Annotated in this window: 28 protein-coding genes; 11 read left to right on the top strand and 17 right to left on the bottom strand. The window is 71.3% G+C overall.

The features are described 5' to 3' along the window. Nucleotides 1-2: 2 nt before the first annotated feature. The 4 genes from sepX to HUO13_RS04020 form a co-directional block, all read right to left on the bottom strand. Complete coding sequence (sepX, locus tag HUO13_RS04035) at nucleotides 3-800, bottom strand: divisome protein SepX/GlpR (protein WP_211900154.1); 798 nt, start codon at nucleotides 798-800, stop codon at nucleotides 3-5. A gap of 319 nt (nucleotides 801-1119) precedes the next feature. Then, nucleotides 1120-1791: a GNAT family N-acetyltransferase gene (locus HUO13_RS04030; RefSeq protein ID WP_211900153.1), complete on the bottom strand. Its 672-nt coding sequence runs from the start codon at nucleotides 1789-1791 to the stop codon at nucleotides 1120-1122. A 6-nt stretch (nucleotides 1792-1797) separates the two neighbouring features. Beyond that, on the bottom strand, nucleotides 1798-3021 hold the full coding sequence (gene glp, locus HUO13_RS04025) for a molybdotransferase-like divisome protein Glp (RefSeq protein WP_211900152.1): 1224 nt from the start codon (nucleotides 3019-3021) through the stop codon (nucleotides 1798-1800). A gap of 63 nt (nucleotides 3022-3084) precedes the next feature. Continuing rightward, on the bottom strand, nucleotides 3085-3990 hold the full coding sequence (locus HUO13_RS04020) for a UTP--glucose-1-phosphate uridylyltransferase (protein ID WP_211900151.1): 906 nt from the start codon (nucleotides 3988-3990) through the stop codon (nucleotides 3085-3087). Between the two features lie 37 nt (nucleotides 3991-4027). Between HUO13_RS04020 and HUO13_RS04015 the strand changes: the two genes are divergently transcribed. From HUO13_RS04015 to mscL, 4 genes are all read left to right on the top strand, one after another. Beyond that, nucleotides 4028-4624: a 5-formyltetrahydrofolate cyclo-ligase gene (locus tag HUO13_RS04015; protein ID WP_211900150.1), complete on the top strand. Its 597-nt coding sequence runs from the start codon at nucleotides 4028-4030 to the stop codon at nucleotides 4622-4624. 152 nt (nucleotides 4625-4776) lie between these two features. Then, complete coding sequence (locus HUO13_RS04010) at nucleotides 4777-5121, top strand: FmdB family zinc ribbon protein (RefSeq protein WP_211900149.1); 345 nt, start codon at nucleotides 4777-4779, stop codon at nucleotides 5119-5121. 605 nt (nucleotides 5122-5726) lie between these two features. Next, nucleotides 5727-6278, top strand: a complete 552-nt coding sequence (locus HUO13_RS04005) for an SAF domain-containing protein (RefSeq protein ID WP_211900148.1) — start codon at nucleotides 5727-5729, stop codon at nucleotides 6276-6278. A 91-nt stretch (nucleotides 6279-6369) separates the two neighbouring features. Further along, nucleotides 6370-6846 (top strand): large conductance mechanosensitive channel protein MscL, encoded by a 477-nt coding sequence (gene mscL, locus HUO13_RS04000; RefSeq protein WP_211900147.1) that lies wholly within the window; start codon nucleotides 6370-6372, stop codon nucleotides 6844-6846. 178 nt (nucleotides 6847-7024) lie between these two features. On the opposite strand, the gene HUO13_RS03995 is transcribed toward mscL, so the two are convergent. Further along, the gene (locus HUO13_RS03995) at nucleotides 7025-7207 is read right to left on the bottom strand and encodes a hypothetical protein (protein ID WP_249124435.1); all 183 of its coding nucleotides are present in this window, start codon (nucleotides 7205-7207) and stop codon (nucleotides 7025-7027) included. A gap of 246 nt (nucleotides 7208-7453) precedes the next feature. On the opposite strand from HUO13_RS03995, the gene HUO13_RS03990 reads away from it, so the two are divergent. Further along, nucleotides 7454-7858: an antitoxin gene (locus HUO13_RS03990; RefSeq protein WP_211900145.1), complete on the top strand. Its 405-nt coding sequence runs from the start codon at nucleotides 7454-7456 to the stop codon at nucleotides 7856-7858. 285 nt (nucleotides 7859-8143) lie between these two features. On the opposite strand, the gene HUO13_RS03985 is transcribed toward HUO13_RS03990, so the two are convergent. The 12 genes from HUO13_RS03985 to mrf all read right to left on the bottom strand — a co-directional run bounded on the left by HUO13_RS03985 (nucleotide 8144) and on the right by mrf (nucleotide 20159). Next, nucleotides 8144-8644 carry a MogA/MoaB family molybdenum cofactor biosynthesis protein gene (locus HUO13_RS03985; protein ID WP_009950100.1) on the bottom strand — a complete coding sequence of 167 codons (501 nt, stop codon included), beginning with the start codon at nucleotides 8642-8644 and terminating at the stop codon, nucleotides 8144-8146. A gap of 538 nt (nucleotides 8645-9182) precedes the next feature. Beyond that, on the bottom strand, nucleotides 9183-11021 hold the full coding sequence (locus tag HUO13_RS37280; protein WP_249124434.1) for a trypsin-like peptidase domain-containing protein: 1839 nt from the start codon (nucleotides 11019-11021) through the stop codon (nucleotides 9183-9185). Between the two features lie 228 nt (nucleotides 11022-11249). Continuing rightward, nucleotides 11250-12329: a galactose-1-phosphate uridylyltransferase gene (gene galT, locus HUO13_RS03975; RefSeq protein WP_211900144.1), complete on the bottom strand. Its 1080-nt coding sequence runs from the start codon at nucleotides 12327-12329 to the stop codon at nucleotides 11250-11252. Beyond that, nucleotides 12326-13105, bottom strand: a complete 780-nt coding sequence (locus tag HUO13_RS03970; RefSeq protein WP_211900143.1) for a DeoR/GlpR family DNA-binding transcription regulator — start codon at nucleotides 13103-13105, stop codon at nucleotides 12326-12328. Before HUO13_RS03970 ends, galT begins: the two co-directional genes overlap by 4 nt. Before the next feature lie 182 nt (nucleotides 13106-13287). Further along, complete coding sequence (locus HUO13_RS03965; RefSeq protein WP_211900142.1) at nucleotides 13288-14772, bottom strand: HAMP domain-containing sensor histidine kinase; 1485 nt, start codon at nucleotides 14770-14772, stop codon at nucleotides 13288-13290. Beyond that, nucleotides 14769-15464, bottom strand: a complete 696-nt coding sequence (locus tag HUO13_RS03960) for a response regulator transcription factor (protein WP_282975897.1) — start codon at nucleotides 15462-15464, stop codon at nucleotides 14769-14771. Before HUO13_RS03960 ends, HUO13_RS03965 begins: the two co-directional genes overlap by 4 nt. Nucleotides 15465-15637: 173 nt before the next feature. Continuing rightward, nucleotides 15638-15865, bottom strand: coding sequence for a hypothetical protein (locus HUO13_RS03955; RefSeq protein ID WP_211900140.1), 228 nt, complete (start codon nucleotides 15863-15865; stop codon nucleotides 15638-15640). Between the two features lie 25 nt (nucleotides 15866-15890). Further along, nucleotides 15891-16901 carry a bile acid:sodium symporter family protein gene (locus tag HUO13_RS03950; protein ID WP_211900139.1) on the bottom strand — a complete coding sequence of 337 codons (1011 nt, stop codon included), beginning with the start codon at nucleotides 16899-16901 and terminating at the stop codon, nucleotides 15891-15893. A gap of 77 nt (nucleotides 16902-16978) precedes the next feature. Then, nucleotides 16979-17839, bottom strand: a complete 861-nt coding sequence (locus HUO13_RS03945; protein ID WP_211900138.1) for an isocitrate lyase/PEP mutase family protein — start codon at nucleotides 17837-17839, stop codon at nucleotides 16979-16981. A gap of 592 nt (nucleotides 17840-18431) precedes the next feature. Beyond that, the gene (gene rpmF, locus HUO13_RS03940) at nucleotides 18432-18584 is read right to left on the bottom strand and encodes a 50S ribosomal protein L32 (protein ID WP_211900137.1); all 153 of its coding nucleotides are present in this window, start codon (nucleotides 18582-18584) and stop codon (nucleotides 18432-18434) included. Further along, entirely contained in the window at nucleotides 18584-18844 is a 261-nt protein-coding gene (locus HUO13_RS03935) for a type B 50S ribosomal protein L31 (protein WP_211900136.1), read from the bottom strand. Before HUO13_RS03935 ends, rpmF begins: the two co-directional genes overlap by 1 nt. A 25-nt stretch (nucleotides 18845-18869) precedes the next feature. Continuing rightward, nucleotides 18870-20159 (bottom strand): ribosome hibernation factor-recruiting GTPase MRF, encoded by a 1290-nt coding sequence (gene mrf, locus HUO13_RS03930; RefSeq protein WP_211900135.1) that lies wholly within the window; start codon nucleotides 20157-20159, stop codon nucleotides 18870-18872. Nucleotides 20160-20262: 103 nt separating this feature from the next. Here mrf and rpmB point away from each other — a divergent pair, with 103 nt between their 5' ends. From rpmB to HUO13_RS03900, 6 genes are all read left to right on the top strand, one after another. Next, nucleotides 20263-20499: a 50S ribosomal protein L28 gene (rpmB, locus tag HUO13_RS03925; RefSeq protein WP_009950114.1), complete on the top strand. Its 237-nt coding sequence runs from the start codon at nucleotides 20263-20265 to the stop codon at nucleotides 20497-20499. Continuing rightward, nucleotides 20499-20663 (top strand): 50S ribosomal protein L33, encoded by a 165-nt coding sequence (gene rpmG, locus HUO13_RS03920; RefSeq protein WP_211900134.1) that lies wholly within the window; start codon nucleotides 20499-20501, stop codon nucleotides 20661-20663. Before rpmB ends, rpmG begins: the two co-directional genes overlap by 1 nt. A gap of 13 nt (nucleotides 20664-20676) precedes the next feature. After that, nucleotides 20677-20982, top strand: coding sequence for a 30S ribosomal protein S14 (rpsN, locus tag HUO13_RS03915; protein ID WP_211900133.1), 306 nt, complete (start codon nucleotides 20677-20679; stop codon nucleotides 20980-20982). Nucleotides 20983-20989: 7 nt separating this feature from the next. Beyond that, nucleotides 20990-21232, top strand: a complete 243-nt coding sequence (gene rpsR, locus HUO13_RS03910; RefSeq protein ID WP_211900132.1) for a 30S ribosomal protein S18 — start codon at nucleotides 20990-20992, stop codon at nucleotides 21230-21232. A gap of 327 nt (nucleotides 21233-21559) precedes the next feature. Then, nucleotides 21560-22240 (top strand): 5,6-dimethylbenzimidazole synthase, encoded by a 681-nt coding sequence (bluB, locus tag HUO13_RS03905; RefSeq protein WP_211900131.1) that lies wholly within the window; start codon nucleotides 21560-21562, stop codon nucleotides 22238-22240. Between the two features lie 89 nt (nucleotides 22241-22329). After that, on the top strand, nucleotides 22330-23829 hold the full coding sequence (locus HUO13_RS03900) for a tetratricopeptide repeat-containing diguanylate cyclase (RefSeq protein ID WP_211900130.1): 1500 nt from the start codon (nucleotides 22330-22332) through the stop codon (nucleotides 23827-23829). The last annotated feature ends 26 nt before the right edge of the window (nucleotides 23830-23855 follow it).

Genomic DNA, 23855 nt, shown 5'->3' with positions numbered 1-23855 from the left:
GGCTACTCGCCGACCGCTCTGCGGTACGGCTCCCAGGTGCGCTCGTCCAGTTCGTCGAACATCGGGTCCTCGTCGTCGATCTCCACCGCGACGGCGCCGGTGGGCGTCGACGTCGCCGCCGCGCGCCTGCGCGGGCGGTCACCGACTTCCTCCGGCTCTTCGCGCTCGGGGACGTCGTCGTAGTCCTCGACGTGGTCGTACTCGCCGTCCTCGTACTCGCCGTCCTCGTCGACCTCGCGGTCGCCGGAGATGCGCGCGAGCCTGCGGCTGCGGACGTCCTCCTCGATGCGCACCTGCCTGCGCAGGTAGGTCAGGTAGCCCACCAGCACCAGGTCGACGGCCCCGTGCAGCCACCAGAGCATCGGCCACGCGAGCGCGGCGACCACCGCGGTGCCGACCGCGGTGAGCAGGATCGCCAGCACGATCCGCTGCCTGCGGGCGTACTTGGCCTTCGCGGCCAGCGCCGCGGCCTCGGGGTCGAAGCCACCGCGCCCCGGCCGGTAGCGCCGGCCCGCGCGGACGTCGTCGCTGTGCACCCGGCGCCAGCCGCCGTCGTCCTGGTATTCGTCGACGTCCACGTCGTCCTGGCCGGTGTCAGGCATCCCGTACGCCTCCTCCACCCCGTAGGTCCTCGGTGCAGCGGACGCTGCCGGGCGCCGACCGCTGCCGCGCCGGACCACCCGGGCCGCCAGCGCCGAGTCGGTGGTCTTGGACACTTCCTGGCGGCGACGGGCGAACATCGGCACGAGAACGACCAACCATGCGGCCGCCAGCGCAGCGAAGATCAACGAACTGAGCATGCCTCGCCACCTCCCCCTGGCCACCGGCAGCACACCTCTGCGGTCGCCACGCTAGCCACATCAGTCACATCTGTCTCGGAGCCACGCCGAATCGGCAGTTGTTCCACCCCGGTCCAGAAAAACTCACGTCCGGGGCGACCAGCCGCACCATCGACGCGGGCGTGTCGGTCTCCACACCGCTGAACAGCGCTGATCATGCCGCCGAACAGCTCGTTCGCGAGACGTCCGAGATCACCGGCAGGTTGCGCGAACCCACCGATCAGGTGAGCAAGATCTCGCCCTCAGGCTCCGGCGCAACCGCCGTCGCTCGCCTGGCGGCTCAGGGACGCCGGGCGCGCCCCTCCCGCACCAGCACCTCGACGGCGCCTTCCGGCACCTCTTCCATCGTCAGGCCGTAGACGTAGTGGTCCCGCCAGTCGCCCGCGACGTCGAGGTAGCGCTCGAACATGCCCTCGCGGCGGAACCCCGACTTCTCCAGCACCCGAAGGCTGGGCTGGTTCTCCGGGCGCACCGTCGCCTCCAGCCGGTGCAGGCCGACCGGGCCGAAGCAGTGGTCCACGGCCAGCGCGACCGCCGCGGTGGCGACCCCGCCGCCGGCGAGCCGCTCGGTGACCCAGTACCCGATCCACCCCGACCGCAGCGCACCGCGGACGATGTTGCCGACGGTGAGCTGGCCGGCCAGCTCACCCTGAACGGTGATCGTGAACGGCAGCGCCAGGCCCCGGCGCCCGAGGCTGCGCAACGCGCTCCACTGCGCGGGCCAGGCCATCGTCGAGTTGCGCTCCTGCCAGCTCCCGATCGAGGTCGGCTCCCACTTCTGCAGGTAGACGCGGTCACGCAGCCGGGTTCTGCTCCACGCCGCGCCGTCGCGCAGCTTCGGCGGGCGCAGCGCCACCGCGCCCGCACCGGTCAGCAGCGGTCCGAGCTTCGCAGGCCACCCCGGGTGGCGGCCGAAGCCCTGGAACGCTTCGGCGTCGGGAGGATGGGCCATCAGCGCTCACGCACGCTGCGACAGGAAGCTGACCCGCACGTCCTCGCCCACCGCGACCTCCATGACGTCGTCCTCGACCAGCAGCAGGCAGTTCGCCTCGGCCAGCGAGGCCAGCAGGTGCGAACCCGACGTCCCGAGCGGCTGCACCAGGTAGGAGCCGTTGTCGGGGTCGCGGAGCAGCTGCGCACGCAGGAACCCCCGCCGGCCCTTCACCGAGGTGACCGGCGAGAGCAGGCTCGCGGTGACGGTGCGCCGGTGCGGGTTGTGCTTGCCCAGCGCCGCCCGGATCAGCGGACGCACCAGCACCTCGAACACCACCAGCGCGCTGACCGGGTTGCCCGGGAGCACGAACGTCGGCACCTGGTCCGGTCCGAGCCGGCCGAAGCCCTGCACCGAACCGGGGTGCATGGCGACCCTGGTGACGTCGAGGACGCCGAGGTCGGCCAGGCTCCTGCGGACCTCCTCGCCTGCGCTGCCGCCGGCCCCGCCCGCGATGACCACGATCTCCGACAGCAGCAGCCGCCCCTCGACGACCTCCCGCAGCCTGCGCGGGTCGCTGCTGACGATGCCGACACGGGTCACCTCGGCGCCCGCGTCGCGCGCGGCGGCGGCCAGCGCGTAGGAGTTGACGTCGTAGACCTGCCCCTGGCCGGGGGTGCGGTCGACGTCGACCAGCTCCTCGCCGACCGAGATCAGCGAAACCCTGGGGCGCGGGTGCACGAGCACCTTGTTGCGTCCTACCGCCGCCAGCAGGCCGACCTGCGCGGCTCCGATCGGCGCGCCACGGCGCACCGCGACGTCACCGGTCTGCACGTCCTCGCCGGTCCTGCGCACGAAGGCGGCCGACGGCACCGGCTGCCGCACCGTCACCTTCGCCGGGTTGTCGTCGGTGTAGTCCAGCGGCACCACCGCGTCGGCGAGCGTCGGCAGCGGCGCACCGGTGACCACCCGGACCGCCTGGCCCGGCTGGAGCCGCCGCGGCTGTCGCGAACCGGCGGGAATCTCACCGACCACCGGCAGCGCGACGGGCGACTCGGCCGCGGCCTGCACGTCGACGCTGCGCACCGCGTAGCCGTCGACGGCGGCCTGGTCGAACCCCGGCAACGCGCGTTCGGCGACGACCTCCTCCGCGCAGAGCAGGCCCTGGGCCTCCGAGATCGCGACCCGCACCGGCGCCGGTCGAACGGCTGCGGAGAGAACCCGCGCTAGCTGCTCGTCTACTGACCTCATGGCTGTCGACCTCTCCCGGGGCGTGCCGGAAAGCCGTGGCCCTGCGAGCGGCGGCGTTCGGCGCTACTCCCTGTTCAACCTCTCGACGAGCCAGTTCCGCAGCCCCGGCCCGTACTCGTGATCCTGCAGCGCGAAGTCCACCGCAGCCCTGAGGAAACCGCCAGGATTTCCCAGGTCGTGTCGCCCGCCTCGATGCAGCACGACGTGGACCGGGTGACCTTCGGAGATCAGCAACGCTACGGCATCGGTCAGCTGCAGTTCACCTCCGGCGCCGGGTTCGATGCGCTTCAGCGCGTCGAACACCGCCCGGTCGAGCAGGTAGCGCCCGGCGGCGGCGAAGGTCGACGGCGCCTCCTCGGGTGCGGGCTTCTCGACCATGCCCAGGACCCTGTGGACGTCCTCCTCACCGGTGTCGGACACCTCGAAGACGCCGTAGGCGGAGATCTGCTCCCTCGGCACGTCGAAGGCGCACAGCACGCTGCCCCCGTAGCGGGCGCGGGTCTCGGCCATCCGGGTGAGCACGCCCGTGGGCAGCACCAGGTCGTCGGGCAGCAGGACCGCAACGGCGTCGTCCTGGTCTGTCAGCTTCGACTCGGCGCAGGACACGGCGTGCCCGAGGCCCAGTGCCTTCTCCTGCACCGCGGTCTCCGCGTCGATCAGGCCCGGCGCTCGCCGGACCTTGGCGAGCAGGTCCTCCTTGCCCCGCTCGGACAGGGTCCGCTCCAGTTCCGGGTTCGGGCGGAAGTACTCGGTGACGGACTCCTTCTCCGGCGAGGTGACGATGACCAGCCTGCTCGCGCCGGCCTCGGCGGCCTCGGCGGCGACCAGTTCGATCGCGGGGGTGTCGACCACCGGCAGGAGTTCCTTCGGCACCGCCTTGGTCGTGGGCAGGAACCTGGTTCCGAGTCCGGCGGCGGGAACGATGGCGGTCCGGAACGCTGCGGCCGCGGTGAGCGTCGGGCTGTCCATGGCCGCAAAGCCTATCGGGCCAACTTACAGTGGGGTTGTGACCTCGATCGGAGATCTGTGTGAGCAGAAGGCGCAATGGCGGCGCAAGCTGCTGGAACGGCGGCGTGCCACGAACGGGACCACACGTTCGGCCGAGGCGGTGGCGCTGGGCGAGGCCCTGCTGCGCTGGCTCGACGACCGTCCCGGGGCGACCGTCTGCGCGTACGTGCCGGTAGGCGGCGAGCCCGGGTCGCCCGAGCTGCTCGACGAGTTGCGCGCCAAGGGCCACCGGGTGCTGCTGCCGGTCGTGGTCCGCTCGTCGCCACTGGACTGGGCCGCCTACACCGGCCCGGACTCGCTGGAGCGCGCGGGCTACGGCCTGCTCGAACCCAACGGCGCCCGGCTGGGCCCCGAAGCGATCGGTGAGGCCGACGCGGTGCTCGTGCCCGCGCTGGCCGTCGACCGGCGCGGGGTGCGCCTCGGCCGCGGGGCGGGCTACTACGACCGCTCGCTGCCCATGGCCGCGCCGGAGGCGGCGCTGGTGGCGGTGGTCCGCGACGAGGAGCTCGTCGAGGAGCTGCCCGGCGAGGACCACGACGTGCGGGTTGGTGCGGTGGTGACCCCGGGGCGTGGTGTCAGGGCGCTGTCGGCGTGAGCTCAGGCCGTGCGGTCCGGGGCCGGTGGGCGCGACCTGGGAGTCTCCGGTGTGACCTAGGAGTAATTGCGCTACGCACCTGTTTTGACGCATCATCGTGTTGGCACTCTGCCCGTAGGAGTGCCAACCTGATGATGTCGGAGGTTTCGGCCGTGCCCACGTACCAGTACGCCTGCACTGAGTGCGACCACCGCTTCGAGGCGGTGCAGTCCTTCAAGGAGGACTCGCTGACCACGTGCCCTGAGTGCACCGGCCGTCTCCGCAAGCTCTTCAACGCCGTCGGCATCGTGTTCAAGGGCAGCGGTTTCTACCGCACCGACAACCGGTCGAACAGCAACAACTCCGGGTCGGGCAGCTCCAGCTCGTCGACGTCCAGCGACTCGTCGTCCTCGTCGAGCAGCTCGTCCTCGTCGTCGAACAGCTCCTCGTCGAGCAGCTCCTCCTCGTCGTCGTCGGGCTCTGGCTCCAGCAGCGCCCCGGCGGCCGCCGCTTCCTGACACAGGGGGGCGCCACGACGGCGTCCCGAGCACGCGACATCCGGCTCCGGCGCTTCGGCGCCGGAGCTTCGGCGATCTCGAGGGATCTCCCTCCGGGAAGTCCGCTCGCCCGCTTCCGCGCCTGGCCCCGGTCCGCGTCGGGCTCTCCACTCCGGGACGTCTGACTCCACGCTGCGGCACCTCGCTGCCCATTCCAGCGCCTACGACTCCACGCTGTGCGGCCCGCTGTCTTTGCAGTGCCGTATTCCCCATGCATCGCTTCCACCCCGCTCAGCACTCGCCCTTCCATCAACGGCACTGCCGAGCGACGCGATCCCAGTTCTCGAATTCACTCTTTTGTCCCGCCGGATAGCTCTTCCGGACTGCAACGACAACCATCCGGGCACCGAGTTATCCACACCCACCGTGTTTATCCACAGATTCCAAATTTCTCCCTGCCCGTCGCTGTCGAATCTCCCTGATGTCGAACTCGCCCCTCCCAAGCACGCGAACGACAGGAGAGACCAATGGGCAAGAGGGAAACAGGGCTGGGCTCAAGAATGCGAAATCTCCTCCCACCTGGCCGTCATGCGCGAACAGTCGTCCTACGCCGAGTCGGCGCGGTCTTGCTCGCCACGCTCGCCGCGATCGTGGCACTGCAGCCGAGGCCGGGGCCGGCGAGCGGCGGAGTGCCGGTGCTGGTCGCGGCCCGGGACCTCGCCCCCGGCCATGTCCTCGAGTCCGAGGACGTGGCCCGGCGGACCATGCCCGCCGAACTCGCGCCCAGCGGCGTGCTGTCCGAGGTGAACGAGGCGACGGGGCGAGTGCTCGGCAGCGCGTCACGCAGCGGCGAGCCCCTGACCGACGTGCGGCTGGCCGGTCCCGCGCAGACGGCGTTGACCACCGGCGACCCGCGGCACGCCGCGGTCCCCATCCGGTTGGCGGACCCTGACGTGGCCGACCTCCTCCACCCGGGACGGCGGGTGGACATAGTCACAACTGCCACCCGATCGGGTAATAGTTCGGTGTTGGCCGAGCAGGCGCCCGTCATCGCCGTGCGCCCCACAGGTGATCGACATGACCAGGGGAGACTCATCGTCGTGGGCTTACCGGAAGGCCTGGCACCGGCCGTCGCCGCAGCCTCCCTCACCCAATCGGTGACCGTTACGCTCCGCTGAGCAGCCGTCATGGAGCCAACTCCCGTCGGTCACAACATCATCCGTCCGAGCGCACCCGGACGGGGCCCACGAATTGCGGAAAGGACAACCTGTGCTCAAGGGATTCAAAGACTTCCTGATGCGCGGCAACGTGGTCGACCTCGCGGTCGCCGTGGTGGTCGGCAGCGCGTTCACTGCCTTGGTCACCGCATTCACGACCAGCATCATCAAGCCGGTAATCGCGGCGACCGGCGGAGGCAACGTAACCGGCCTCTCCATTCAGCTGGTCGCCGGGAACCAGCAGTCGATCATCGACTTCGCACAGGTCATCAACGCCGTGATCACGTTCTTCATCACGGCGGCGGTTGTCTACTTCATTTTCGTGCTGCCGATGAAAACGCTTAAGGAACGCCGCGACCGGGGCAAGGAAACCGAGGTCGAGCCTACCGACGTCGAACTGCTCCTGGAAATCCGCGACCTGCTCCGCCGCGAACAGGGCCTGCCCGCGGTGAAGGGCCTTGCCCCCGAGGAGGCGTCCACCACGTCCAGCCAGTCGAACGGCGACGGGCAGACCTCGACCAAGTCCTGACCGCAGTCCCGACCCCGACCCCGAGCCCGACGCAAGTCTCACTGCCCCCAACCGCGGGGGATGCCAGGGCTCGCCGTGCCGGCGCGGCCGCGCCTGCGCCCGCCAGCCATCGGCACCCTGCATCCGGCAACGGCACAGTGCGCACCTCGGCTGCGGACGCCCGTGGTCTCGGGCCCCCTCAGCGGTGGTCGTCGTGGTGGGGAGGACGGTTCTCGCGGTACCAGCGCTCGGTCTCGTTCTGCGCGGGACCGCGCTGCGACCGTTCGTCCGAGGTGGTGTCGGGTAGGACGTCACCGAAGACCTCGGCGAGCCGGCGCCTCCGGTCCGCTTCGGACGACCGGTTTCGGGACTGCTCTGTCACGACACCATCGTCCCTCATCGCTGGTAGGCGCGTAGCAGCGATGGGCAGGTGGCGCGTGCGCCGGACGGGGTAGGGCTTTCACCCAAAGGATCACGGTGACACCATGACGGCGGAGGGCATACGCTCGGTAATTGGAACTTAACGGGCAAAAGCCCGCTGGCGGTGGGGTCGTCCCGACGACGGACCCGTTCCTCGTCGGAGCGCGCTCGACCGCGGTCGCGCCGTTCGAGCCACGGGAGGCAGAGGATGGGATTCCTGGACAAAGCCAAGGAACTGGCCCAGCAGGCCAAATCCAAGGCCGAGGATCTCGCGGAGAAGGCAGGCCCGAGCGCCACCAAGGGCCTCGACGCCGCAAAGTCGAGCTTGGACAAGGCCACCGGCGGCAAGTACCACGACAAGATCGAGAGCGTCAGCGGCAAGGTCGAGGAGACGATCAAGCGCGCCCAGCACCGCGACAGCGCCTCCGGCTCGGACGCCGACGCCGGCGGCTCGCAGGCCAAGGCGCCGGAGGACACCAAGGACACGCAGGCGAAGTCACAGGACACCTCGCAGGCGAGCCCTCGGGACACGACTCAGACCGGCCAGCAGGGAGCGCAGGACAAGCCCACCGACAAGCAGGAAGGCTCCGGGCCCACCGGTTCCGCGAGCTGACCAGCCAGCGGGCCCTCGGCCGAGGTCCGGTGCAACAGCCGGACCGGCTGACGGCTTGAGCGAAGCTGGCCCGCCTGGGCGAAGTCGTACCGGCCGGGCGAATCGGGACGGCTGACGGCCTGCGCGACGGCGCACCTGCCGGTTGGCCTCGTCGGCGGCTCCTACCGAAGAGCGAGTTGAAACAGCGGTGGCGGCGCCCGAGCAGTTCGGGCGCCGCCACCGCGTTGTGTGCTTCCGGCCGATGCGACCGGGGCGAACGCCCCGGGCAGAGCGGCCTGTGCCGGATCAGGCCGTCTCGAGGCCGGACAGCTGCTCGATCACGTGGGTGACCAGCGGCGTCAGCGTCGCCATGCCGTCGCGGACCGCCGACCGCGAGCCCGCCAGGTTCACCACCAGCGTGCTCCCGGACACCCCGACCAGGCCCCGCGAGACCCCCGCGTCGACCGCGCCCGCCGCCAGGCCGGAGGCCCGCAGGGCCTCCGCGATGCCCGGGATGGGCCGGTCGAGCACACCCGCGGTCGCGTCCGGGGTGACGTCCCGCGGCGACACGCCCGTGCCGCCCACGGTGATCACCACGTCGACCCCGCCGATCACCGCGGTGTTGAGCGCGTTGCGGATGTCCACCGTCTCGCCGGCCACCGCGACACTCCCGTCGACGATGAAACCGGCCTCCTCCAGCAGCTCGGTCACCAGCGGACCGATGCTGTCGTCCTGCTCGCCCTGCGCGACCCGGTCGTCGACGATGACAACCAGGGCCCGCCCCAACCGCTGCGCGCTGCGTTCCATATCGGTCACCGTAGTGGCAAGGACCGCCTCGGTCAGAGCCAGTGAGTCGGATCGCTCGTCGAGATCACGGACCCGGTGCGGAATGACACTGCCTGTGTAATCGGACATCCTGCCGAAACTCCCCTTGTCGCTGCGAAACGCCGGCTCAGCGCGAAGCCCTGCAACCGTGGAAACCCCTGTCGTGTGCGGAAATTCCGCTTTCCCGAAATCCGCACCCCTCGAACGCCGTCCGCTCGAACGCCGTCCCCGAAGAACGCCATCCCCGAACGCCGTCCGCTCGAACACGTCCATCACGAACACTGCACCCGAACACTTCCCCTTGGCACGCCTCCCCGTGGCGCTCCCCGCTCGTCGCCACTCGAACGCTCACCGCGGCGCGCCTCGAACGGACTTCCGACGTCGGCCGCGCCGGGAGGCACGGAGGGGGCATGCCGCCCGGCTCGGCCGGTGTGGCCACGGACCGGTCTCCGCGACCGCCGTCCCGGTCGTCGCGACCGCCGTGGTCACGGCCGCCCCGCCGGCCGTGAGTCCCGTCGAATCACCCCTTCTCCCCTGCCAGGGTGACCGTGACCGTGCGTTCGCCACCGCCGGCTCGGTCGGTGGTCGTCAACTGCACCTGCTCACCGGGTGCGTGCGAGCGGACCGCGGCGATCAGCTCGTCCGGGTCCTGGATCGCCCGGTCGCCGAGCTTGGTGATCACCTCGTCGGGCCGGATGCCCGCGGCCTCGGCAGCGCCGCCGGGCACGACCTCGACGACCACGGCGCCGGGCCGCTCGGCGGGGGTGATCCGCACTCCAAGCGTGGTCTGGGTCGCCGACCCGGTCTCCACGAGCTCCTTGGACGTGCGCTGGGCCTGGTCGATCGGGATGGCGAAGCCGAGCCCGACCGAACCGGCCTGCTCCTGGCCGGAGCCGGGGCTGTAGATCGCCGAGTTGATGCCGACCACGTTGCCGTCCATGTCGACCAGCGGCCCACCGGAGTTGCCGGGGTTGATCGCGGCGTCGGTCTGCAGCGCGTTCAGCACGCTCGACTGGCTGCCCGACTCGCCGCCCGCGCGCACCGGCCGGTCCTTGGCGCTGATGATCCCGCTGGTGACCGTGCCGGAAAGCCCGAACGGCGAGCCGACCGCGACCACCGGAGCGCCGACCGGGAGATCGTCGGAGCGCCCCAGCGACGCCGGGGTGAGGCCCTGGATGTCGGCCTTGATCACCGCGAGGTCGGAGTTCGGGTCGGTGCCGACGACGGTCACCGACGCGGTGCGGTTGTCGTGGAACAGGGCGGTCATGCGCCCGCTGCGCGCGCCTTCGGCGACGTGGTTGTTGGTCAGGATGTAGCCGTCGGGGCTCAGCACGATGCCCGAACCCTCGCCGGAACCCTGCGAGCTCTGCACCTGCAGCTGGACGACGGTGGGCAGCACCTTCTCGGCGACCTGCTGCACCGAACCGGCGGGCGCGGTGCTCGCGCTGCGCGCCGGGCGCGGCTGGTCCAGAGCGGTGGGACCGGGACGGTTGCCGCCGCCGAGCTGGAACCCGACGACGCCGCCGACCCCGCCACCGACCAGTCCGGCAACCAGCGCCAGCGCGACGACGCCGACGAGGGCCCGGTTGCGGCTGGAGCGTTCGTTGCCGCGGTGGGTGTCGACCGGGTTCATCGGGTGGAAACCGCTGGACTGCTGCCACGCGGTGCCCGGCGGGTACTGGCCGGCGTAGTGCGCGGTGTGCTCCCCCTGACCCGGCTGGTGGCTCTGACCCGGGTGATGGCTCTGACCGGGGTAGCCCTGGCCGGGGTGGCTGCCCTGCCCGGGGCTCCCCTGGCCCTGCGGCTGCGCGTGGGGCTGCTGGCCCGGGTACTGCTGCGCACCGGCTCCCTGGGCGCCGAAGGGCTGTCCCGCCTGCGACCACTGCTCGGCCTGCGCGCCCTGGCCTGGCGCGGACGGCTGCCAGGGCGGCTGGGCAGCGCCTTGCGTCGCCTGGCCGGCCGACTGGCCCACCTGGTCGGTCGGCTGCCCGGCGGGCGCACCGTGCTCCCCAGACGACGGCTGCGGCTGTCCGGACTGCGGCACCCCGGACTGCACTTCCCCGGTCGACGGCTGCGGCGCCCCGGGCTGCGGCGCCCCGGACTGCTGCAGTCCAGACGCCTGCGGCGCCTGCTCGCCCGGCTGCTGCGAGACGCCACCCTGCTGCGAGACGTCACCCGGCTGCGACGGCTGCTCCGGCGAGTGCTGGGGCTGCTGGCCCGACCTCGGCGGCGCTCCGGCGTGCGACGTCCCCTCCGGGACGTGCGGCGCTTCGCCGGGCGTGCCCTCGGCCGGGGCTCCTGCCTGCGATTGCGGCTCCTCCGGTGGCTCGCCGGAGGAACGCGGGGCCTGGTCGGTCATGTCCCCACTCTCCTGCACGGAGCTGAGAAGTGCCTGAGATCAGGCTGTGGAGCGACCCGGGAATGCGCCGACGTGCGCTACGTCATATCGCCATACCGCCACCGGCCAACGGCGATCACCCGCCACCGACCCGCGTTGATCACCACTGCGCCCGCGACGATCACCACCACCGACCCCACGGCGATCAACGCTGCCCCACGGCGGCCACGCACCCGGGCGTGGCGCAGCCTAGATGGCGCGGAGCCGGTCGGCGATCTGCTCCGGGGTCACGTCGTTGATCCACACCGCCATGCCCGACTCCGAACCCGCCAGGAACTTCAGCTTGTCCGCCGAGCGCAGCACCGAGAAGACCTGGAGGTGCAGCCACGACAGGTCGCGCCCGGTGCGCACCGGCGCCTGATGCCACGCCGCGATGTAGGGCAGCGGGCGGTCGTAGAGCCCGTCCATCCGCCGCAGCAGCTCCAGGTACGTCGCGGCGAAGTCGTCGCGCTCGTCGTCGGTGAGGGCGGCCAGGTCGGGGACCTGCCGGTGCGGCACCACGTGCGCCTCGACGGGCCAGCGGGCGGCCGCGGGCACGAACGCCGTCCAGTGCCGCGACTCGACGACCACCCGCCGCCCGCTCGCGCGCTCGGCCTCCAGCACGTCTCCGAGCACGTGGCTGCCGTGTTCGGCGCGGTACTCCTCGGCGACCCGCAGCATCTTCTCCGTCCTGGGCGTGACGAACGGGTAGCCGTAGATCTGGCCGTGCGGGTGGTGCAGGGTGACGCCGATCTCCTCGCCGCGGTTCTCGAAGCAGAAGACCTGCTCGACGCCGGGAGTCGCACCGAGCGCCTCGGTGCGGTCGGCCCAGACGTCGACGACCGCGCGCACCTGCTCCCGGCTCAGCTCACCGAACGACGAGTTGTGGTCGGAGGTGAAGCAGACGACCTCGCAGCGTCCCGTCGCGGGCGCCGAGGCGACCATCGGCATACCGTCCACAGTGTCCGATCCGCCCGGGATTCCCTGTGCGAACGAAGGGAACTGGTTCTCGAAGACCACGACGTCGTAGTCGGGCTCGGGGATCTCGGTCGGCCTTCCCGGGCTGCTCGGGCACAGCGGGCACAGCTCGGCCGGCGGCTTGTAGGTGCGGGTCTGGCGGTGGGCGGCCAGCGCGACCCATTCGCCGGTGAGCGGGTCGCGCCGCATCTCCGACGCCGGGGACCGCGCGGGCAGGTCGCGGGTGTCCTCGGCGTCGCGCACCTTCGCCGGATCGGAGTCGAAGTAGATGATCTCGCGGCCGTCGGCCAGCTTTCGCTCGGTTCGCTTCATCGGGGCACCTCCGCCAGCACCAGCTCGGGAACGTTCTCCGACAGCACCTGCCGCGCCTCCTGCGGCAGCCCGTCGTCGCTGATCAGCAGGTCCACCTCGTGCAGGTCGACGATGGTGGAGATGCCGACGGTCGACCACTTGGAGTGGTCGGCCACGACCACCAGCCGGTTCGCGGCCTCGGCCAGCGCCCGGTTCGTCTCGCTCTCGTTGAGGTTGGGCGTGGTGAACCCGGCGCGGGCGGCGATGCCGTGCACGCCCAGGAACACCAGGTCCAGGTGCAGGGAGCGCAGCGACTGCACCGCGACCGGCCCGACCAGCGCGTCCGACGGGGTGCGCACCCCGCCCGTGAGCACCACCGTCCGGTCGGTGCGGCCGCGCTGCTGGAGCGCGTCGGCCACCCGGATCGAGTTGGTGACCACGGTCAGGTCGGCCACGTCGTCGAGGTGGCGCGCCAGGGTCCAGGTGGTCGTCCCGGCCGAGAGGCCGATCGCGGTGCCCGGGCGGACCTGCTCGGCGGCCAGCTTCGCGATGGCCTCCTTCTCCGCGAGCTGGCGCACCGACTTGGCCTCGAAGCCCGGCTCGTCGGTGCTGCGGCCGACCATCGACGTCGCACCGCCGTAGACCTTCTCCACCAGCCCGCGCCTGGCCAGCGCGTCGAGGTCGCGCCGGATGGTCATGTCGGAGACCCCGAGCTGCAGGACCAGGGCGCTGACCTGCACCGCGCCGGTCCTGCGGACCTCGTTGAGGATCACTTCCTGGCGTTGCCGTGCGAGCACTGAACCGTCCCGTCCGAAGGGCTCGCGGCCCCTCCGTCGACTCCCCCGCGAACTTGACACATCAAGTCAACACGAACCAACACTACCGGTACGCGCAGTCGTGTGGAATCCGGCCTGCGCTTGGCAAGATCCACCCATCTGTGTTCAGTGCTGTTTGTTTTGCCGCGGCGGGGCGCCGCCGGTCACGCGCCGGCGGGTGTGCCGCCGGGGAGCCTCATGCTCAGCAACGCGCCGCCCTCCGGGGCCTCACCCGCCCACACAGTGCCGCCGTGCCGCTCCGCGACCTGCTTGACGATCGAGAGCCCCAGTCCCGACCCGGGGAGCTGACGCGCGTCCGACGAACGGTAGAAGCGCTCGAACACGTGCGGGCGGTCCCCCTGGGCGATTCCCGGGCCGGCGTCGGCGACCTCCAGGACCGCGTAGCCGTAACCCTGCTGGGCCGGGCGCTGCGCGGAGTACCCGTGCTGATCGGCGTAGCCGTGCTCGGGGTGCAGGTCGACGCGGACCGTCTCGCCGTCCGGGCTCCACTTCGCCGCGTTGTCGAGCAGGTTGAGCACCGCGCGCTCCAGCGCGGTCGCGTCGCCCATCATCAGCCACGGCTCCAGCCGCACCTGGAACCGCACGCCCGCGGCCCGGCGCCGGGCGCGGTTGAGGGCCCGCTCGACGACCTCCATCAGGTCGACCGGCTCGTGGACCGCCTGCGGCGTGTCCTCCCTCGCCAGCTCGACGAGGTCGCCGACCAGCGACGACAGCTCGGTGATCTGGGCGCGGACGTCGGCGAACATCTCTTCGCGGTCCTCCGCCGACAGCGTCGGCGCTCCCGGCTCGGCCGAGGCCATGAGCAGTTCGAGGTTGGTCCGCAACGACGTCAGCGGCGTGCGCAGCTCGTGCCCGGCGTCGGCCACCAGCCGCCGCTGCCGCTCCTGCGACTCCGCCAGCGCACCGAGCATCCGGTTGAAGCTCGTGGTCAGCCGCGCCAGCTCGTCGTCGCCGGAGACCGGGATGGGGCGCAGGTCACCGGTGAGCGCGACCCGTTCGGTCGCGGCGGTCAGCCGTTGCACCGGCCGCAACCCGGCCCTGGCCACCGCCGTCCCCGCCGCCGCGGCGAGCAGGATGCCCGCACCGCCCATGACGACCAGGACCAGGCTGAGCTGGGCCAGCGTCGCCTGCGTCGGGCGCAGCGACTGCGACATCACCAGCGCCACGCCCGGACCGCCGGGCACCGCGACGACGCGGCTGTTGGTGCGCTGGTCGGTGCGCAACGACTGTGGTAACTGGCCCTTGGCCACCGCCAGCTCCAGGCCGCTCGACGGCGGCCGGTCGCCCGGGTTCGGCGTCATCTCGGCGCCGTTGGCCGACAGCACGCTGATCTTCAGGTTGGCCGCCGCGTAGAAGGCGACCGGGACCTGCTGGAGGTCCGGAGTCCGCACCAGCGGGCCTTCGGCCGCCTCCACCGCGCGCTGCGTCAGGTTCTCGTCGACCTGCGAGTAGAGGCTGTCGTGCACCGTGACGAACGCGGCGATCGAGACCAGCGCGACCGCGCCCGCCACGCACACCGCCGCCAGCCAGGTGACCCGGTTCCGCAGCGAGACCCGCTGAAAGCGGCCGCCCTCGGTGCTCGGACCGACGTCCACGAGGTCGGGGGGTGGTGGAGCGGGAACCGTCACGGAGGCGTCTCCCGCAGGACGTAGCCGACACCGCGCACGGTGTGGATGAGCCGCGGCTCGCCTTCCGCCTCGGTCTTGCGACGCAGGTATCCGACGTAGACCTCGAGGGCGTTGCCGGAGGTCGGGAAGTCGTAGCCCCAGACGTCCTCCAGGAGCCTGCTGCGGGTAAGCACCTGCTTCGGGTGCGCCATCAGCAGTTCCAGCAGCGCGAACTCGGTCCGGGTGAGGCTGATCGGGCGCTCGCCGCGGCGGACCTCCCGGGTGCCCGGGTCCAGCTCGAGGTCGGAGAAGCGCAGCGGCTCCGGGCGGTCCTCGCGGTCGACGTCCGCCGGCGACGCGCGGCGCAGGAGGGCGCGCAGGCGGGCGAGGAGCTCCTCCAGGGCGAACGGCTTGGGCAGGTAGTCGTCGGCACCCGCGTCGAGGCCGGCGACCCGGTCGGAGACCGCGTCGCGGGCGGTGAGCACGAGTATGGGCAGGTCGTCGCCGGTGCTGCGGAGCCGGCGCGCGACCTCCAGCCCGTCCACCCTGGGCATCATGACGTCGAGAACCATGGCGTCGGGCCGCTGGGCCGCGAGCCAGTCGAGTGCCTGCTGACCGTCCGCGGCGAGCTCGACCTGGTAACCGTTGAACTGCAACGACCGCCTGAGGGACTCGCGCACGGCGCGGTCGTCGTCGACGACGAGGATGCGCATGAGCACAGTGTTACCCGACGCCCTGAGAAGGACCTGAGAAGCCGCCCCGGTCGAGGGCCCCGCGACCTGCGCATGTGACAACCGTCTCCACCTGCGCATAGCGGTCCGCCGGACACCCGTGGCGTCCGGCGGACCTGGTTCGATGCCGTGCGTTGCTCCCGGCGAGCGATCGGCTAGTCGCCGCTGACGGGACCTGATCCCTCTATGACGTCGCTGCCGGTGTCGCCGGAACCCTGGTTGAAGTTCAGCGACCTGTCGACCTCGAGGATGCTGTCCTCGACGCGGAGGACGGTGAGCCCTCCGGAGGTGTAGCCCTCGCTGGCGTTGCCTGCCGGCGCCGACAGGCCGGCGACCGTCGCGGCCAGGGCCAGCGGGGTCAGGATCCTGCGCGTGATGCGCATCGGTGCTTTGTCCTTCCTCGTGTGGTCAGGCCCGGATCTGCTTCGGCTCCGGTGCCGCCGTGAGCTCCCGGCCGGCGAACCTCCTGGCCAGCCAGGCGCAGGTGATCAGCTGCATCTGGTGGTAGAGCATCAGCGGCAGCACGCCGAGTCCGACGCTCTGCCCGGTCAGCAGGACCGTGGCCATCGGCAGGCCGGTGGCCAGGCTCTTCTGCGACCCGCAGAAGACGATCGGCACCTGGTCCGCGCGTCCGAACCCCATCGATCGCGCCAGCAGCGACGACAGCGCCAGCACGCTCGCGAGCAGGGCGGCGTCGACCAGCAGCAGCATCCCGATGCGCGGGAGCGTGAGCTGGTGCCAGATGCCGGAGACGGTGCCCGTGCTGAACGCCGCGTAGACGGCCATCAGGATCACGCCCCGTTCGAGCAGGCCGAGGCCGCGCTTGTGCCGCCGCACCCACTCCCCCACCCATCGGCGGGAGAGCTGTCCGAGCACGAACGGCACCAGCAGGAGCAGCACGATGTCGCGGACGGCGTCGGTCGACAGCGCCCCGCCCCTGGTCGTGACCAGCATGCTGACCAGCAGCGGCGCCAGCAGCACGCCCAGGACGTTGGAGAACGACGACGCGCAGATCGCGGCCGCGACGTTGCCCCTGGCCAGCGAGGTGAACGCGATCGAGGACTGCACCGTCGACGGCAGCGCGCACAGGAACGCCATGCCGACGTAGAGCTCGGGCGTCAGCACAGTCGGCACCAGCAGCCCGCACAGCAGCCCGAACAGCGGGAACAGCACGAACGTGATTCCCAGGATGAGCAGGTGCATTCGCCAGTTGCGCGCTCCGTCGAGCGCCTCCTTCGTCGACAGCCGGGCGCCGTAGACGAAGAAGAGAAGTGCGATCGCCACGGTGATCGCGCGCTCCAGTCCGGCCGCGGCGATTCCGTGCACGGGCAGGAACGCAGCCGTCCCGGCGGTCGCCAGAATGGCCAGCACGTATGGGTCGACGCGAATTCGCGCGAGCAGGGCCGGAATGTTGGCCAAGTGATTTCCTTTCGGAGCCGAGCCGAATTCATCCGGGCTGCGAAATAAGGATGTGGCCGCGCACGGCGGCCACATCGTCAGACGCTCATTCGCACCGGCTTCTCGTGGTGCCTGCTGATGTTCTGCGACAGCAGTTCCAGCGACGACGCGACACCGACCGCGCCACCGGTCGTTTCCGGCAGCCTTCCGTCATTGGCGCGCAGTTCCGCCAGCGCGGTGTCGATCGCGGCCTGCGCCGCGAAAAGGCACGGCGTGCTGTAGATGGCGACGTCGACGCCGAGCTCGCTGAGCTCCGGCAGCGACAGCCGCGGCGACTTCCCGCCCGCGATCTGGTTGAACAGCAGCGGCTTGTCCCCGATCACGCTGCGGACTCTGCGGATCCACTCGACGCTGCGCACGCCGTCGACGAGCAGCACGTCAGCGTCGGTCTCGGCCAGCGCGGCCGCGCGACGCAGGATCTCGTCCTCCTCGACGGCGTCGGTGCGCGCGACCACGACCAGCTCCTCGCGGGTCGCCAGCACCATCTCCAGCTTCTCGAGGTAGTCCTCCAGCGGCAGGATCTGCTTGCCGTCGACGTGGCCGCAGCGGCGCGGCCTGCGCTGGTCCTCCAGGATCACGCCGGAGGCACCGATGCGCTCCAGGTGCTCGACGACGTGGCAGGCGACCTCCGGGTCGACGTAGCCGTCGTCGATGTCCACCAGCAGGTGGGTGCGGGGGAACGCCAGCCGCAGCCGCTGCACGAACGCGACGATGTCGGACCAGGCGATGAAGCCGATGTCGGGCAGCCCGTAGTGGGAGGCGGCGAAGCCGAAGCCCGAAACGAACAGGCCGTTGTAGTGCTGTGCGGCGACCGACGCCGAATGCATGTCGTAGATGCCGATGAGCGGCGTGATCCCGTCGGAGCGGATTTCATTTCGCAGCGCTGTGCCGTAGTTCATTGCGTTCCTCACATTTGAGCACGACGAGCAACGGATGGCCTGGGATGCCAGTCCGGGTGAGAATCCCCCGAAACGGGGGCGAGCATTCGATCCGGAGAGAACCCCTCCGGTACCGCAAGCATATTCGGACCCGAACACCTGAACCAAGTCGCGATCGAGTGGAAATCGCGCCACGATTCGTCAACACCCTCGGTGATCATGAACGCCTTCGGCGAACCCGGTCGAAGCCGGGGAACGTTTCGGGTTCCGGCGCCGGAATCGCCGACGGGATCGGCACGCCAATGCGAACCGCTTACGGGAATGGCGTCCGACCAGCGCGGAGCGATGAACGGACGAGCGGCCTGCGGCGGCAGGGCGCGGATCATGGCGCGAGACCGCGAGTTCGCGCCGGGTACATCGGGTTCGCGCAGCCTCTTACTCGATCAAGCGACGCGTGCACACATACCGTTAGAAACAGCGCTTTCGCGACAAAAACCCCGAGTGGGACAAGTCACACGGCACTTCCGCCATCCGTGTGGCCCCCGTGAACGGCACCGAGCCCGGCCCGGTCGCGGACCTGGGGACCGCACGACCGGGCCGGGCCGACTGGACCTCAACCTTGCTGGAAGTAGCGGACGAGCGGGCGGGGTACCAGCCTCCGCTCCCCGTCGACCACGATCGGCACCAGGTCCGGCGCGGCGGCCTTCCACTGCGAACGCCGGTGCCGTGTGTTGCTACGCGACTTCTTCCGCTTCGGAACCGCCATCACTGCCCTCCTCTTGCCCGGTCGCCGTAGCGGCGCCGGAACTTCTCCACGCGCCCCTGGGTGTCCATCACCTGGCGGCCACCGGTCCAGAACGGGTGCGACGCGGACGTCACGTCGACGACGATCAACGGGTACGAGTTGCCGTCGGACCACTCGACGCGCTCCTGCGAGGTCGCGGTGGACCTCGTGAGGAACTGCGTGCCGGTGGAGCGGTCGCGGAACACGACAGGCCCGTACGCGGGGTGGATTCCCGGCTTCACGGTTTCCCTCCTTGTTCTTCGGATCTCACTGCTTGCCGCCGTCGCGGGCGGCGTCGGCGGAACCGGCGGCCGGTTCCGAGCCCGTGCCCGCGCCCATGTCGGGGCACGGGTCGGTGTGCCATTCGCCGAACGGGTCCTCGTAGCCGGCCCAGACCTCCTCGCCCTCGGCGATCTCGGCGTCGGTGAGCAGCGCCGAGCGCAGCGCGCGGGTGATCTCGCGCGGGTCGGCCTCGTGGGCGATGACGACCAGCTCCTGCATCCGGTCCCCGTAGTAGTCGTCCCAGTTCAGCGAGGCCCTGACCTGGCGCTCGGCGGGGACGTCGTCCCACTCGGCGGTGTCGAGCGCGGCCAGCCACGGTCCGGCGTGGCCGACGTTGAGGCCGCTGCCCGCCGACTCCAGCCAGAGCGCCGCGCCGGGCTGGCTGGCCACCCACGCCCGCCCGCGCGTGCGAACGACACCGTCGAGCAGGACGTCCAGCACCTCGTGCAACCGCTGCGGGTGGAACGGCCTGCGCTCCTCGAACAGCACCACGCAGACCCCGGCCTCGGACTCCAGCGACGGCTGGCCGCGCAGCAGCGGACCGTGCGGCCAGTCGATGTGTCCCCGCCGCGCCTGCGCAGGCACCCGGGACAGCAGGTCCGCCGGGTCCAAGCCGTCGAGGTGGCCGCGCGGAGCGTTCGGCGTGAGCCTGCTGATCACCGCCTCGGTCCGGACCTCCTGCCAGAGGTCCTCGGCCTCGCCCGCCAGCACGACCGCGTCGGCGAACTCGACCTGCCCCACCACGACCTGCGCGACGGTCCGCTCGTCGTCGGCGCTGCCCGCCAGGCCCCGCTCGGCCAGCTCGTCCTCACCCGACGCGTCGGACAGCCACGAGGACCGGTCGACCACCGCGATCACGGCCTCGACGGCGACGTCGGTGTCGAGCGTGCCGCCGTCGACCACCACGTGCTGCAACGCCCAGCAGATCGCCTCCGGCTCCAGGGCCGGGTCGAGCCGCACCACGATGCGGTCGACGTCGGGCGCGGCGCACAGGCGGCGCAGCAGCGGCAGGAAGTCCTCGCGCAGCGTGCAGGACACGCAGCCGTGCACCAGCTCCAGCACCGCGAGCTGCTCGTGGTCGCCGTGGCGGACCCGCCTGCGGACGACGCCCTGGGAGATCTCGCGCAGGTCGTGCTGCACGAGGACGGTGCGCGCGGCATCCCGCGAGCGGACCGCCTCCGCGGCCCGCGCCACCTGCTCCTCGTGGATTCCGGACACCACGACCAGCGGGACCCGCCGGTCGGTGCCCGCCGCACCGGACGGCTCGGTGTGCATCCCAACCCCAACTCAGTCGGCAACGGTTTTCATTTTCGCTACGGCCACGCTACCCTGCCGTCCACAGTTAATGAAAACGGATGTCGTTATCGAGAGGTGGGTCATGTCCGTCCGCTGCCAGGTGACCGGGAAGAAGCCCGGCTACGGCAAGCAGGTCTCGCACTCCCACGTGCGGACCAACCGGCGCTGGATGCCCAACGTCCAGCGGCGGCGGTACTGGCTGCCGTCGGAAGGGCGGTGGGTGCGGCTGCGGCTGTCGGCCAAGGCCATGAAGACCATCGACCGGCGGGGCATCGAGTCGGTGGTGGCCGAGATGCGCGCGAGGGGAGAACGGGTCTGATGGCGAGCAACGACGTCCGTCCGGTGATCAAGCTCCGCTCCACCGCCGGTACCGGCTACACCTACGTCACCAGGAAGAACCGCCGCAACGACCCGGACCGGATGCGGCTGCGCAAGTACGACCCGGTCATCCGGGCCCACGTCGAGTTCCGGGAAGAGCGCTGAGGAGGAGGGCCGGATGGCCAAGAAGTCCAAGATCGCCCGCGACGCCCAGCGGCGCGCTGTCGTGGCCCGCTACGCCCAGCGGCGGGCGGAGCTGAAGCGGGTCATCGCCGCGCCGGGCAGCAGCCCAGAGGAGCGCGCGGCGGCGCAGCAGGAGCTGCGCAGGCAGCCGCGCGACGCAAGCGCGACGCGCCTGCGCAACCGCGACGCCGTCGACGGGCGGCCGCGCGGGTACTTCCGCAAGTTCGGGCTCTCCCGGGTGCGCCTGCGCCAGCTCGCGCACTCCGGCGAGCTGCCCGGTGTCACGAAGTCGAGCTGGTGAGGTCGCGATGCGCAACGAACAACGACGCGGCGGGCGCCGCGCCAAGCCCAACCCGCTCCAGCGCGCGGGGGTGGTCCAGGTCGACTGGAAGGACACCGACCTGCTCCGCAAGTTCATCTCGGACCGGGGCAAGATCCGCTCCCGCCGCGTGACCGGCCTGACCATGCAGGAACAGCGCGAGGTCGCGAACGCCATCAAGAACGCACGGGAGATGGCCCTGCTGCCCTACCCCGCGGCGGCGAAGCGCTGACGTCGCTCGGGCCGCCCCTGTCCCAGGCCCCCGTCTGGGACAGGGGCGCCCCGTGCACCCACATCCGCCTCCTGCGTCCCAGCACCAACCGCCGTTGGAGCCTGCCTTCGGTTTTGAAGCGGCGCAGCCGCTTGGCCCCTTCACCCGGCGCCGCCGTGCAAGGTGAGTTCAAGTTTTCGCAGCGCATGGGTGGTACGCCAGAAAAAGATCCCGGAGCCGCAGGGCGTCTGAGATTCCGCGGCGCAAGGTGAGTTCAAGAACAGCTCGTTAGGCCAGCCGGGTGGGCGTTTGCACCATGCGCACCACCGCACGGCAGGATGGTCGGCGATGACGACCGCCCGACGTGTACCGCAGTTCCCCGCTTCCACCCCCGCCGCCGACCTCTACGACGTGATCCAGCGCCGCCGCGACGTGCGCTCGGAGTACACCGGCGGCAAGATCCCCGACGACGTCCTGGACCGCGTCCTCACCGCCGCGCACAGCGCCCCCAGCGTGGGGCTGTCGCAGCCGTGGGACTTCGTCCTCGTGCGCGACGAGTCGACGCGCCGCGCCTTCCGCGAGCACGTGCTCGCCGAGCGCAGCGTCTTCGCGGCCCAGCTCAGGGGTGAGCGGGCGCAGACCTTCTCCAAGATCAAGGTGGAGGGCATCGTCGAGTCGTCGATGGGCGTGGTCGTCACCTACGATCCCGACCGCGGCTCACCCGAGGTGCTCGGCAGGCACGCCATCGCCGACGCCGGGCTGTACTCGGTGTGCCTGGCGATCCAGAACCTGTGGCTGTCCGCGACCGCCGAGGGCCTCGGCGTGGGCTGGGTCAGCTTCTACCGCGAGGAGTTCCTGCGCAGGCTGCTCGACATTCCCACGGGCGTGCGCCCGGTGGCATGGTTGTGCGTGGGGCCTGTTCGTGCCCTGGCCGACACGCCGGACCTCGAACGCCACGGCTGGCGCCGCCGGCTACCGCTGGAGAAGGTAGTGCACTACGAGAAGTACCGGCACGGGCTGGCGAGGTAGCCTGGCCGATCGGCCAGCTGACGACAGGTAGGCAGACGACTACCCGAGGAGTGACTGCGGGGGACGCAGTGCGGCAGGACTTTCCACTGATGGCGGGCCAGCTGCCCGCGCAGGACCGCGAGATCCGGTCCCTGCTGGACTCCGGGCGCTTCGACGAGGCCGACATCGCCTTCGACGAGCTCACCGCCATCCGCCCCAACCTCGTCGGCGACCAGTGGAACCGGGCGACCGTGCTGGTGCACCGGGCCTCGCTGGCCTGGCGGCTGGACCGCATCCCGCTCGCGCTGGAGCTGGCCGCCGAGGGCTGGACCGAGCTCGACGTCGACCACCCCAGCGGCGTGTCGGCGGCCCACACCATCAGCATGCTCGGCTACCTGCTGGAGACGATCGGGCACCGCGCTCCGGCGCTTGAGCTGATGGCGCTCTCGGTGCAGGTCGCGCGCAAGTCCGGGGAGAAGTCGACGCTCGCGCACTGCCTGACCAGGGAGGCCAACTCGCTGGTGTTCCGGGCGGTCGGCAGGCGCAACGAGTCGGCGGCCGAGCAGTTCGAGCAGGCCCGCGCCCTGTTCGAGGAGGCGCGCACGCTGGCGAGTCCGGGGCAGGTGCAGCGCTCGGCGCTGGCCGGCGGCTCGCGCGCGCACGCCGGGGTCGGCGACCTCGAAGCCGCCGAGCGGCTGGCCCACGAGGCTCTGCGGCTGAGCGGACCGGTGCGCGACCTGTTCAGCTCCTCGGTCGCGAACTGGACGCTGGCCGTGGTGCGGCGCGATCAGGACAGCCTCACCGACGCCAGGACGTTCGCCAGCCGGGCACTCGACGGCGCCGAGTCGATCCGCGACACGATGCTGATGATGCGGTTCTCGCTCGACCTGGCGTCGATCTGCGGACAGCTCTCCGACCCCGTCGGCGAGTCGGAGGCCCTGCGTCGCACGGTCGACGCCTCCAGCCTGGCCGTCGAGACGCTGCAGGAAGGACTCGGCCAGGCCCTCGAGCAGCGCCGGGTCGCCGTCCAGGCGCAGCGGATGGCCATGGCCGCCCAGGAGGCGGCGCTGCGCGACCCGCTGACCGGCCTGACCAACCGTCTCGGCCTGGAGCGGCGCGCGCCCGTGCTGCTGGAGCAGACGGCGGCGAAGGGGCGCGTCCCCTGGCTGATGCTGGTCGACGTCGACTGGTTCAAGGACGTCAACGACGACGCGGGGCACGCGGCGGGCGACGCCGCGCTCCAGGAGGTCGCGCACCTGCTGCGCCGCGAGTGCCGGGTGGACGACCTGATCTGCCGCTGGGCGGGCGACGAGTTCGTGGTGCTGCTCGTCGACGCGTCCGAGGAGACCGGCCCGGCGGTGGCCGAGCGGATCCGGGCGGCCGTCGACGCCCACGACTGGCGGCTGGTCGTGGGGCGGATGAAGCAGCCCCCGACCGTCAGCATCGGCGTGGCGGCGGGCCCCGCGGAGCTCGAACACCTCTTCGCCGCGGCCGACATCGCCCTGTACCGCGCCAAGCGCGCCGGCCGCAACCGCGTGGAGATCGACGACGAGAGCAGCACCCAGGACGAATCCGAGATGCCGACCATCAGCCCGACGGACTCGCGGTGACCCAAAGCCGTCCCAGGCCGCTTTCG

The organism is Saccharopolyspora erythraea (assembly GCF_018141105.1).
Taxonomy (GTDB): domain Bacteria; phylum Actinomycetota; class Actinomycetes; order Mycobacteriales; family Pseudonocardiaceae; genus Saccharopolyspora_D; species Saccharopolyspora_D erythraea_A.
The sequence above is the reverse complement of the archived record's forward strand: the minus strand, read 5'-3'. Positions and strand labels throughout refer to the sequence as shown.